Source organism: Paenibacillus sp. FSL W8-0186 (genome assembly GCF_037969765.1).
GTDB lineage: Bacteria > Bacillota > Bacilli > Paenibacillales > Paenibacillaceae > Fontibacillus > Fontibacillus woosongensis.
In genome coordinates, this window is record NZ_CP150207.1 from 3,283,697 (window position 1) to 3,295,436 (window position 11,740).

General features: G+C 52.6%; 14 protein-coding genes. 1 reads left to right on the plus strand and 13 read right to left on the minus strand.

All coding sequences use genetic code 11. The features are described from left to right. Window positions 1-35: 35 nt before the first annotated feature. The 11 genes from panD to MKX50_RS14800 form a co-directional block, all read right to left on the minus strand. On the minus strand, window positions 36-419 hold the full coding sequence (gene panD / locus MKX50_RS14750) for an aspartate 1-decarboxylase (protein ID WP_155610095.1): 384 nt from the start codon (window positions 417-419) through the stop codon (window positions 36-38). A 2-nt stretch (window positions 420-421) separates the two neighbouring features. Then, window positions 422-1,318, minus strand: a complete 897-nt coding sequence (gene panC / locus MKX50_RS14755) for a pantoate--beta-alanine ligase (RefSeq protein WP_213590646.1) — start codon at window positions 1,316-1,318, stop codon at window positions 422-424. Between the two features lie 2 nt (window positions 1,319-1,320). After that, entirely contained in the window at window positions 1,321-2,184 is an 864-nt protein-coding gene (gene panB / locus MKX50_RS14760) for a 3-methyl-2-oxobutanoate hydroxymethyltransferase (RefSeq protein WP_339157282.1), read from the minus strand. Window positions 2,185-2,485: 301 nt separating this feature from the next. Continuing rightward, window positions 2,486-3,469 carry a biotin--[acetyl-CoA-carboxylase] ligase gene (locus MKX50_RS14765; RefSeq protein WP_339157283.1) on the minus strand — a complete coding sequence of 328 codons (984 nt, stop codon included), beginning with the start codon at window positions 3,467-3,469 and terminating at the stop codon, window positions 2,486-2,488. After that, on the minus strand, window positions 3,462-4,766 hold the full coding sequence (locus MKX50_RS14770; protein WP_339157284.1) for a CCA tRNA nucleotidyltransferase: 1,305 nt from the start codon (window positions 4,764-4,766) through the stop codon (window positions 3,462-3,464). The genes MKX50_RS14765 and MKX50_RS14770 overlap by 8 nt, the downstream gene beginning before the upstream one ends. Before the next feature lie 88 nt (window positions 4,767-4,854). Further along, window positions 4,855-6,015 (minus strand): N-acetyl-alpha-D-glucosaminyl L-malate synthase BshA, encoded by a 1,161-nt coding sequence (gene bshA / locus MKX50_RS14775; RefSeq protein WP_213590642.1) that lies wholly within the window; start codon window positions 6,013-6,015, stop codon window positions 4,855-4,857. A gap of 43 nt (window positions 6,016-6,058) precedes the next feature. Next, a complete protein-coding gene (bshB1, locus tag MKX50_RS14780; RefSeq protein WP_339160137.1) occupies window positions 6,059-6,766 on the minus strand; it encodes a bacillithiol biosynthesis deacetylase BshB1 in 708 nt (235 codons plus the stop codon). A gap of 5 nt (window positions 6,767-6,771) precedes the next feature. Then, a complete protein-coding gene (locus MKX50_RS14785; protein WP_196427102.1) occupies window positions 6,772-7,191 on the minus strand; it encodes a methylglyoxal synthase in 420 nt (139 codons plus the stop codon). Window positions 7,192-7,238: 47 nt separating this feature from the next. Further along, the gene (gene dapB, locus MKX50_RS14790) at window positions 7,239-8,042 is read right to left on the minus strand and encodes a 4-hydroxy-tetrahydrodipicolinate reductase (protein ID WP_213590641.1); all 804 of its coding nucleotides are present in this window, start codon (window positions 8,040-8,042) and stop codon (window positions 7,239-7,241) included. A 20-nt stretch (window positions 8,043-8,062) separates the two neighbouring features. After that, window positions 8,063-8,596, minus strand: coding sequence for a tetratricopeptide repeat protein (locus tag MKX50_RS14795; protein ID WP_213590640.1), 534 nt, complete (start codon window positions 8,594-8,596; stop codon window positions 8,063-8,065). A gap of 54 nt (window positions 8,597-8,650) precedes the next feature. Next, window positions 8,651-8,959: a nucleotide pyrophosphohydrolase gene (locus MKX50_RS14800; protein ID WP_213590718.1), complete on the minus strand. Its 309-nt coding sequence runs from the start codon at window positions 8,957-8,959 to the stop codon at window positions 8,651-8,653. Window positions 8,960-9,208: 249 nt separating this feature from the next. Here MKX50_RS14800 and MKX50_RS14805 point away from each other — a divergent pair, with 249 nt between their 5' ends. Next, window positions 9,209-10,078 (plus strand): YitT family protein, encoded by an 870-nt coding sequence (locus MKX50_RS14805; protein WP_213590639.1) that lies wholly within the window; start codon window positions 9,209-9,211, stop codon window positions 10,076-10,078. An 81-nt stretch (window positions 10,079-10,159) separates the two neighbouring features. On the opposite strand, the gene MKX50_RS14810 is transcribed toward MKX50_RS14805, so the two are convergent. Continuing rightward, window positions 10,160-11,032, minus strand: coding sequence for a sporulation protein YpjB (locus tag MKX50_RS14810; protein WP_339157285.1), 873 nt, complete (start codon window positions 11,030-11,032; stop codon window positions 10,160-10,162). A gap of 48 nt (window positions 11,033-11,080) precedes the next feature. Then, on the minus strand, window positions 11,081-11,707 hold the full coding sequence (locus MKX50_RS14815) for a DUF1405 domain-containing protein (RefSeq protein ID WP_339157286.1): 627 nt from the start codon (window positions 11,705-11,707) through the stop codon (window positions 11,081-11,083). Between the last annotated feature and the right edge of the window lie 33 nt (window positions 11,708-11,740).

An 11,740-nucleotide genomic window follows, 5' to 3' on the forward strand; every position in this document is an offset into this window, starting at 1 on the left:
TTAATTGCATAACGCCGGCTGCGAAAGTATAGCCCTTAACGAATCGTAGCGTGGACTTCCTCTTTGGCAGTCTCTACGGGACGATTGTGCTCATCGACGAAAACGACGGTCGGCTTATGGCTTCTCAGCTCTTCCGCGGACATTTGCGCATAGGAAATGATGATTACGTTGTCGCCGGGTTGAACCAGCCGGGCTGCCGCCCCGTTCAGGCAGATCACTCCGCTCCCGCGCGGCCCTGGAATGACATAGGTTTCCAGACGCGCGCCGTTATTATTGTTCACGATCTGCACCTTCTCATTCTCAAGAAGATCCGCCGTCTCCATCAGATCCTCATCGATTGTAATGCTTCCAATATAATTCAAATTCGCCTCGGTTACTGTAGCCCGGTGAATTTTCGATTTCATCATCGTTCTATACATGGCTATTTGTCTCCCTCCATCGTTAAAATAACGTTGTCGATCAGCCGGGTGGCTCCAAATTTGACCGCGGCGGCAATCAGCAGCTTCCCATCTGCATCCTTGACGCGCATCGAGCTTGGTACGGACTCCAGGGAAGGAAAACGGCGAATGTCCGCATAATCGATTACAGCAGTCGGCTCAGCTTCGATACTCCGAACCAGCTCCGAGGCAATATCCCCTGCCGTTGCCGACTCCTTCTCTCTGGCCATCTGTTCCGCCAGCCGCAAAGAACGGGAGATGACCAGCGAGGCCTGACGCTGCTCCGGCGACAAATATACGTTGCGGGAGCTAAGAGCCAGCCCGTCCTCTTCTCGCACGATCGGACAAGGAACGATTTCGACATCCATATTGAGATCCTGGACCATTTGCGTAATAACCGCAACCTGCTGTGCATCCTTCTGTCCGAAATAAGCCCGGTCTGGAGCAACGATATTCAGCAGCTTGCTGACTACGGTCGTCACGCCGTCGAAATGGCCGGGACGCGCTGCCCCGCATAGGTGATCCGTCAGCTCGGCCACGTGAACCTTCGTCTTCGTCGGCTGTGGGTACATCTCATCGACGGACGGCAGGAAAACAATATCTACGCCTTCGCGTTTGGCGAGCGCCATATCTTTGTCACGGTCGCGCGGATAACGGTCAAAGTCCTCATTAGGTCCGAACTGGATCGGATTTACAAAAATGCTCAATACGACTAGATCATTGTCCATCCGGGCGCTCCGCAGCAGGCTGGCATGCCCTTCGTGCAAATATCCCATCGTAGGAACAAACCCGACCTGAAGCTCCCTTCCTTCTTTAGCGGCGGCAAAGCGCTCAGCACGCAAATGCTCCCTGACATCCCTGATCTCTGTTAACACAATCATGACTAACCTTCCACCTTCCCTTTTGCATACAAACCATCGACTACCTTCTCGTCGGCAGCAAATACATGCTGCTCTCCAGGGAAAACGCGCTTCTTCACATCGTTCACATATTCTGAAATGCCTTGTCGGATCTGCTCACCGATATCGGCATAGGTTTTCACAAATTTCTTCTCCCGGTAATCCGGGGCATATTTCAACACATCATGGAAAACGAGCACCTGCCCATCGCATCCCCGTCCCGCACCGATGCCGATCGTTGGAATTGCAAGCTCCTTGGAAATCGCTTCAGCAACCTGCTCGGTCACCAGCTCCAGAACGATGGCAAACGCTCCTGCCTGCTCCAGAGCCTTGGCGTCAGCCATGAGGCGCTCGGCATCCGCTTGATCTTTCCCCTGAATGCGATATCCTCCGATCTGATTGACGGATTGCGGCGTTAAGCCGATATGGCCCAACACGGGAACGCCAGCCTGTACGACCGCTTGAACCGTATGAGCGATTTCTGCGCCCCCCTCCAGCTTCACAGCATGGGCATGGCCTTCCTGCATGACCCTTCTGACCTGGCGCATGGTCTCATCGATGCTGCCATGATAAGTCATGAATGGCAAATCTGTTACGATAAAGGTGTGCTGGGCGCCACGAGCTACGGCCCGGCTGTGGTAAACCATATCCTCGATCGTTACCGGAATCGTCGTATCGTAGCCAAGCACGACATTGCCAAGCGAATCTCCAACTAGAATGAGGTCTACGCCCGCTTCCTCCGCCAGCCGGGCAGAAGGATAATCGTATGCGGTAATCATGGTAAGAGGGATTTGTTCCTGCTTCATTTTTTTCATTTTCACGATGTTTAAGGCATGTTTGACTGTCATTTCCTTCATCTCCTTTGGTTTTCAAGCCTCGCGGATGGTTCATCATCCATCAGTCCGGCGCCAACGACAAATAAACCTTCTATCGCCATCGTCGCAGCGCTAAAAAGGTCCGAATCCAAAGAAGAGTCACTCTCTCGTTCGTCCCTTCTGTCTCGGTCCTTTCCGGCTCAGAGCAGAATCCGACGCAACCGAACAAAACCACGGTCATGACGGTTTTTCACTTCCTTCAAATAACAATGTCCACAAGAGTGCAGCTCGAATCATTCGATACCGCCTCATGTGGACAGTATAACAAAGTTTCTTAAGGATTACACCCGTCAAAATGCACTTCCCCTGAGAAAATTGTGGTGAGGCTGTCATCCTCTTGCATGACGAGGAGTCCTCCCCTTTCTTCCAAACCGACCGCTCTTCCGCTTACTTCTCCCTGTGCTGTCTTGACGGTAATATGCTGGCCAGTTGTCACGGATAATGCCTCCCATAAGTGGCCGATCGGGGCGAAACCCTCTTCCATGTAAAGCCCATAGAGCTTCTCCATCTCTGTCATCACTGCGCCGATCAGTACAGCCCGGTCCACCTTCCGGCCGCTTTCGATTTGCAAAGAGGTCGCTATGGATGCCAGCTCCGGCGGCAGGTCGTCAGGTTCTAGATTGGCATCGATGCCGATTCCCGCAATGCAATAGCGAATCATTTCATCCTCACCTACGGACTCCAACAAAATCCCGCAAATTTTGCGTCCGCGGACCAGCAAATCGTTCGGCCATTTAATGCCGACGCCGATTCCCGTTACTGCCCGAACGGCGCGGCATACCGCCACCGCAGTGAGCAATGTAAGCTGGGGTGCTGCAGATAAGGGAAGCTGCGGACGAAGCAGCAGGCTCATCCAAATCCCCTTGCCGGCAGGAGAATGCCACTTGCGGCCCTGCCGTCCTCTCCCAATCGTCTGCTCCTCGGCAATGACCAGCGCACCTTCACTCGCTCCGTGCTCCGCCAGCAGGCGAACCTCTTCCTGCGTAGATGTGGTTACATCCATTAGCTTCAAGGTCCGGCCGAAAGAGACCGTACTGAATGCCTGGAGCAAGGTACTGTATTCGAGCTTCTCCGGTTTGCTGACCAAACGGTATCCTTTGCGGGAGACAGCCTCAAATTCATAGCCTTCTTCACGAAGCTTGTTAATTTGTTTCCATACCGCCGTCCGGCTTATCGACAATTTCCGGCTAATTTCTTCACCGGATATATACTCGCCTGGCCTGGACAGCAGCATATCAAGCAAGCGGCTATCACTCATTTTGCTTCACCACAGCTTTCACATAATCGAGCAAAAGCTCCTTCTCATTTGGCACATCGCCGACGGCTACGAGCTGCAGCAGCCGCTTCATTAGATCCCCCAGCCATGGGCCGCCTCTCTGGCCTAAAGCCGCAAGTACGTCCCCGCCGCGAATCGCCAGCTCCTTTAGCTCGTGAACGGGCACGTCGCGGTGCCAGCGCATTTCCTCCTCATTCAGACGAAGCAGCGCCTCTTTCCCCGCGCTTCCCTGGCAAGCCAACCATTGGCGCTCGCGCTCCAGCCACAGTTGGCTGATCATTTGTCCGTAGTGCAGCTGAAGCTCGATCCAGCTCCGGCGAAGCCGGTCCGACCCGGCTGCACCGAGTCTCGCTTTTATTTCGCCCCATGCCTCGTCAAATCTCATGATGTCTGCCGTAGTCTCAGCGACTTGATTCGAGAATGTCCATACTTTCATCCTGGCCTCCGCCTCATACCCGGATATTCCTAATCCTTGAAGGAGCAATGACCATCTTAGCTCCTGGGGATCGGCCGGCATATGGCTCAGCGCCTGAAGCTGTCCGTCCTGCCCGGGGCTCCGCTTGTCACCTTCTTTAAATGGCAGCTTGGCATAATGGAGCAGCCGGCTGCGGCGAAGCAGCTCCAGTCCCCGGAGAGGATTCGGCCCCAGCATCAGACGCTCCAGTTCGGCCCGTACACGTTCCATCGCCACAAAGGTTAGTTTATCCCTACCTTGAATAAGCGCCCGCCAGAGGCTCTTTACGGGGCGGAAACCGAACACCGATGCAAAGCGAACTGCTCGCATCATACGGAGCGCATCCTCGTCAAACCGCTCCGCAGCCTGTCCAACGCAGCGGATGACTCCTTCCCGAATGTCCGACCACCCCTGAAAAGGATCCGTCAGTTCGCCATCCAAACTGCGGGCAATCGCATTCATCGTAAAGTCGCGGCGCTGTAAATCCTGGGTTATCTCATCCACAAATTCGACGGCTGCAGGGTGGCGATGATCTTCATAATGGGATTCTGTGCGAAACGTCGTGACCTCAAACGGGTAGTCTCCCATCAGCACTGTTACGGTGCCATGCTGCAAACCGGTCGGAATTGTACGTTCGAACAATTCCATAACTTGCTCAGGCTTCGCCGAAGTCGCGATATCCATATCATGCACCGGGCGGCCCATCAATTCATCTCTAACGCAGCCTCCGACGAAATAGGCGCTGTAGCCGGATTCGAGCAATGTTCTAAGCACCCGTTCCCCCTGATGCAGCATCAGGGGGTCTACCTGCTTCCATACTTGCATCACTATAACCTCCAGAGGCCAACCCTCTTTACATTCAAACAGTCAGGCAGCGCATCGTGGCATTCCATGCCTGCCCAAATGAATTATTTCATCCGCAAAGCGGCTTCGGTACGGGCGTTTTGCGTCCCAGCACTTTATAATAAATGCTCTCATATTGCGCTGTAATGAGATCGCTGCTGAATTCGTTTTTTGCACGCGCCAAACATGCCTCACGGAATTTATGCGCAAGCTGCTCGTCTTTAAGCAGCGAGAGTGTGTCGTCCGCCATCTGGCGCGTATCCCCGATGGGGGACAGGAAGCCCGTCTCTCTGTGAGCGACCAGTTCGGGAATCCCCCCCGCCATCGAACCAACGGTTGGAATGCCGCAGGCCATCGCTTCCAGGGCAACAAGACCGAAGCTTTCCTTTTCGGACGGCAGGAGCAGGACATCCGCCATCGAGATAACGTGAGCGATATCATCCTGCTTGCCGAGGAAATGAACGCGATCCGCCAATCCTAGCTCTTTTACTTTCCATTGGATTTTGGGAAGATCCGGACCTTCGCCGACGAACAGCAGCTTGGAAGGAACCTCTGCATTGACCATATTGAATACATCCACAACATCGCTTACCCGCTTGACAGGGCGAAAGTTGGAAATATGCATGAGCACCTTCTCACCGGGACCGGCGAATTCACTGCGGCAGGATTTCGCGTCACGCGGGTAGTACACCCGCTCATCTACGAAATTATACGTGAGTTCAATATCTCTCGAAATGTCAAGGACCTCGCGGGTCTCTCTCATAAGATCGCGGGACACCGATGTAACTGCGTCGCTCTCGTTAATCGCCAGCCGGATTAAGTCCTTCAGCGATTCATCCTGCGCAAGCACTGTAATGTCCGTTCCGTGCAGTGTGGTAACGATTTTCAGTTTATCGCCAACCATTTGTTTGGCCAGAAAAGCGCAGACCGCATGCGGAACCGCGTAATGCACGTGCAAAATATCCAACTCCTGCTGCTTGGCTACCTGCGCCATCTTCGTGGCCAGCGATAAATCGTAAGGCGGATATCGGAATACATAATAATCGCTGACCTCTACTTCATGATAAAAAATATTCTTGTGGTAGCTGCCCAAGCGAAAAGGAACGCTATGCGATATGAAATGAACCTCATGTCCTTTCTCTGCCAGCAGCTTGCCTAACTCAGTGGCAACAACCCCGGAACCGCCAAGCGTCGGATAACAGGTTATGCCGATTTTTAGAAATGGGTCCATAAAGTGAGGGACCTCCTTCGTAGTCTTGTGCCTTACTTTGAATTTATATGCTGCTGGATCCGAATCGTTCTATCAAAAAGGGCGACTTGACCGCAAAGCCTTCGGCATAAGGAATAAGCTTGCGTTGGCCAAGCAAAGCATCCCTTGCTTTCACCCGTTCCACATACCCCTGATTCAGAGGCGTCGGAGCGATATCCTCTCCGGGAGCGGCCTGTCCAAATTGAGAACGATAGCATTCCAGCGCTTGCTCCTTGACCGGGTAAAACTCGGTGATATCTACGAGCAAGTCCGGCGTTCTCCAATCATTAATGAAATAAAAATATAATTCAGGAAGAGGGATCGCAGGAATTTCCGGCATATAGCGCCGCAGCTTGGCGTTGAAGACAGCTTCCTCCACAAGCTTGCTCGCTGCCACATGATCAGGATGGCGATCCTCCCAATACGGAGCGAAGACGATATCCGGCGCATGCGACCTGATCACTGCAGCAACAGCGGCTATATTGTCCGGCGTGGCATCCAGTCCCCGATCCGGCAATCCCAAATTTCCCCGATGCGCCAGCCCGAGCACCCGGGAAGCTGCGGCCGCTTCCTCTTTGCGCAATTGAACGTTGCCATTCGAGGACAACTCGGCTTCCGTCAAATCGAGGATGCCCACTTTAAATCCGGCCGCAACCTGCTTCGCGATCGTGCCGGACATGCCGATCTCCGCATCGTCAGCATGAGCGCCAATGACGAGAATATCCAGCTTCATGCTCATTACGCTAACCCCGGCTTGTTCTGCTCTACCAGCTCACGCCAGGCGAAGTCTCCCCGGTCGAGAGCCCGGATCAGGATTTCCGCTGTTGCCATATTCGTTGCCACGGGGATGCCGTGCACGTCGCAAAGGCGAAGCAATGCTGTGATGTCCGGCTCATGCGGCTGAGCCATCAGCGGATCACGCAGAAAAATGACGAGATCCATTTCGTTTTGTGCAATCAGCGCGCCGATCTGCTGATCGCCGCCGAGCGGCCCAGACAGGAAACGGTGAATGTTCAGGTTCGTGCTCTCCATGATCCGCGCCCCTGTCGTTCCCGTCGAATATAATTTCTTATCCATGAACACATGTTCATAGGCTATGGCGAGGTTAACGATATCTTCTTTTTTTCGATCGTGAGCAATAAATGCGATGTTCATCATGTGCGTTTTCTCCTTTTTGAGCAGCATCTCTAAATATCAGTCCACTATCAGTCTACAAAATGCTCAAAGCCGTAAATCAATCCCTCATATTCGAGCACTTTGCTGATCGCAAGGTTGACCCCCGGCATATATCCGGCCCGCTCGTAAGAATCATGGCGAATCTTCAACGTCTGGCCAAATCCGCCGAAAATAACTTCCTGCTGGGCAAAAACCCCAGGCAGACGGACGCTATGGATACGGAAGCCATTATAGTAGCCTCCTCTTGATCCTTCGATCGTCTCTTCCTCGTTCGGATTGCCTTGGCGCAGCTCCTCACGGTTCATGGCGATTAATTCCGCGGTTTTCACCGCAGTTCCGGAGGGAGCGTCTAATTTCTGATCCCCATGATATTCGATGATTTCAAGATGAGGAAAATATTTGGCCGCCTGGGCCGCAAATTTCATCATCAGGATGGCTCCGATGGAGAAGTTGGGAGCAATCAGCCCGCCGATTCCCCGCTCCTGACACTGCTTGTCCAAATCCTCGATTTGCTCCGGTGTGAAGCCCGTTGTTCCGATTACTGGACGAACTCCATGCTTGATCGCCGTCAAAGTGTTGGAATACGCCGACTGCGGCGTCGTGAAATCGACCAGCACCTGAGGTTTGCCTTCTACCAGCGCCAGCTCCAAATCCTTGCTGAGCGTCACGCCGCAAGCGGGAAGACCGACTAACGTACCTGCGTCCAGGCCTTCATCCGATAAATTCACAGCTGCCACCAGGCGCAATTTCGGATCCTCAAGAACCATCTTCACTACTTCTTTACCCATTCTGCCGCCAGCTCCGGCAACAGCTACTCTAATTTGTTCAGTCATTCGAAATTACCTCACATTTCCTAGGATGATGATTGATTAATCTTGGATGCGAACCGTTGTTCCAATTGTTGAAGCTGCTTTGTGATAGCCTCGTCCTGCGGAAGGTGCATCGCCTCCCGGACGGCTCGTAAAGCAAGCGTGTACTGCTGCAATTCACCATAGGCTATAGACAGCCATAGCTGAGCGATGACTGATAGCGGGTCCAATTGGACCGCCCGTTCAAGCAGGGCAACTGCAGACTTCGCCAACCCGCGAACAGGATCCTGGGGCTTCTCCAGCAGTTTCTTCGCCATGAGCGTCAATTCCTTGGACTGCAGCCGGTCATAATGCGATTTATATTCCTTATGGGCAGGTTCTAGCGTGGCAGCCAAACGGGCATGATGAATCGCCTTCTCCAGTTGACCGCTGCGCGCACAAGTAATTGACAAGCGATAATGAATGTCTGCATTGTCCTGTCCCTCAGCCAGCGCCTGCTCGAACCAGTGAATCGCTCCCTCAAAATCATTATCGAAGATGCTGCGATAAGCCTTCTGCAAATTTTGTTCAACCTGCATATGCTGTCCCCCCACAGTATGGGCTGAAATTACTACAGCATATGACGCAATGAATTAATCGGTGTCCTTTTTGGTCCAACGCTCAGCATCGCGGGTATTAAATTTATGCATAACCTTATTATGCGCTTCCGTCAGGTCGATGCCGAGCGAATTCGCAAAGCAAATCGTAATGAACAATATATCGCCTAGCTCCAGTTCGATGGAATTGTCGGCTTCCTCCGGCTTTTTCGGCTTCTCGCCAAAGCGGTGATTCACTTCCCGGGCCAGCTCGCCGACCTCTTCACTCATCCGGGCAAGCATGCTAAGCGGACTGAAGTAGCCTTCTTTGAACTGCGATATGTATGCATCCACTTCCCGCTGCATTTCCGACAGTGTTTTCTCTTGCAATGCCTATGCCTCCCCGTCTTTACTCAGGTTTTATCCCTATGTTATCGTAAAGACGTTTTGAAAACAAATCATTTTTTAATCGCCGCGCAAAAGGTATACTATATGAGTTGAGCATCGATCTTTAGTGAAAAATCGGCGGAGTTGAACAACGATCAATACTTCTAACGCAAATCGGTGAAAATAAGAAGATAACGAAATTTATTTTACTGCAGGCGAGGGATTTTAATGAGAACTCTTAAACTGGCAAGCTATCTGCGTACTATTCTTCCCATCATGCTGGGAACGGCGATTTATGCATTCGGGCTGCTCTATTTCATTATACCGAACCAATTAATGGAGGGCGGGGTAACCGGTGTGACGATCCTGCTCAACTACGCGTTTGGCATTTCCCCTTCCATCTCCAACCTGGTGCTGAATATCCCTTTATTTCTATTAGGGTGGAAAATATTAGGGGGCCGCTCCATCATATATACGGGGCTCGGCATTGCCTCATTGTCTTTTTTCCTCTGGATGTTCGAAAATATGATTCGTACCGGTTGGATCAATCCTTTTACGACCGAGCATGATTACATTCTTGCCTCCCTTTACGCCGGGGTTACGCTTGGTGCTGGCCTTGGCCTCGTTTTTCGCTTTGGGGGCACGACAGGAGGCTCGGACATCATCGCCAGAATTCTCGGCCGCAAATACGGCTGGAGCATGGGACAAGTGATTTTAAGCCTGGACGTGATCATTATCGGCTTGTCTCTGTTCTATATCCGGGAGGAAAATATTCTATATACGCTGGTTGCCGTCTTTATCGCCTCCAAAGTCATTGACTTCATCCAAGAGGGCGCCTACTCCGCCCGGGCCTTCACCATCATCAGCGACTTCGCTCCGGAAATCGCCGACATCATTACGAAGGAACTCGAACGAGGCGTCACGCTCATCCCGGCTGTCGGCGCCTATTCCAAGCAAGCCAAGCATGTTGCTTACTGCGTCGTCTCAAGGCAGGAAATGCGGCGGCTGCGGGAGATCGTCAGGTCCGTTGACCCTAGAGCATTTATCATCATCAGCGACGTTCATGACGTACACGGGGAAGGCTTTAAAGAGGATTAGCCCCGCTTCGTAAAGAAGCAGGGCTAACTGGAACAGTCACTTAATTTGCTATTCTCCCGTCTTTAAAACGGTTCCGCTATTTTATTTAGGCCTTTGCACCGGAGATACGTCTTGTTCGGCCTGGTATTTGCGCATCGCCGTATAAGTCAGCGCAAGCATGATCCAGCCGCCGATCAGGGCGCTCCAGTACCAGGGACTCCGAATCCCGATGATCGGCAAAAAAACAGGCTCATGGCCTTTGCGCCCAAACAGCTCCTGCAGCAGCGGCCCCCCTTGATCGATCGCTCCTTTCAGCGCCGCCTCATCCCAGGAAGCATCTCCCCCAAGCCGCTCCATATAGGACAGCCATGATTCAAACTTGTTCACGTCTGCTGCGTCCCGTTGAATGAGCGCAGCCGGCCTGATCAATTCATAATTCGCCTGCAAGGATTGCAGCGCTTCCTTGAATCCCGTTCGGTTACCGGCCGATCGTGCCTTTCCCATATCCTGCAGACTGCTGGACATCACTTTATAGTATTGCTGCCATAGGGCATCCCGTTTATGCGTCAGGCTGTTTACGGCCAGCCTTAGCCGTGCGGACGTCTCAACCCACGCTTCAGGCGACAGCTTCACCCGGTTGATCGTCTCCCTAGTATCCATAATGCATTCCGCGAGAGCATGTATGCCATCTACAGAAGTCACCCCCCGAAACGACAACCCCTCAAGAGTCCGGATTAATTGATCCATTTCCTGGTGCGCTGCCGACGTATCTCCTTGCTGCATGACATTGTACAGGCGCTCTGTCACCGTTTCAAAGCTCTTCAACCTCTCGTCCCGTTCCGTTGCAGACGATACTTCGGAATCGCTATTCATGGCCGCAGCCATGCCCGGATGCTGCACCATCCAACATACAGTCAGCAGTGCATACAACAGCACGAGCAGCCCCCGTCTCTTCTTGTCCCGCGTCACGGACATCCCCCCTTACCAATCATGGTATGGCAAGCTGTCCCGCCTTAGAACCGCTTATATTCTTTTGGCTGCTCTCATGGCTATCCAACCGGCTGCTATGCTGGCTCCCGTCAGCGCCACAGTAAAGACCGCCACATACCCAACATCGTCCCAGAGCGCCTTCGGCAGCCAAGGATATACGCCAAACGAATAATCTATAAAATCATTTAGGAATGTCCAAGCCCCCGCTGCTAGCAGCATAACCGTGCCGTATTTGAAAAAGCGGACGAACAGTAGCGCTTCCACAGCCATAGCTAGATGGGAAGCCACCAGCATCCAATCCTGCCATACGAGCACCTCGCCCTGATATGCACCCGCAAAAATAATGCTTACCGCCCATATACCGTACTTGACGCTCGTCACCACCGCTAACGCTTCAATTAATGTGTGAATCCGGTTATACTTCGACAATGTGGCCGGAAACATTAGAAATAGCAGCGCCAGCGTAAAAAACAAACTAGCTGTAGGGCTATCCGGCACGAAAGGAATCAGCCAGCGCGGATAATTGGCCCAAGTCTCCCGAAGCTGCGCCTCATACCATATGTACCCATAAACCGTGCCTAGCAGATTACTTATGAACAAAGCCCATAGAATGAACCGGCTGGTCAGAAACTCCCGGCTCCATAATAATGACAGCCTCAACTTTCATGCTCCTTCCATGCAGCAGGTTTGCAC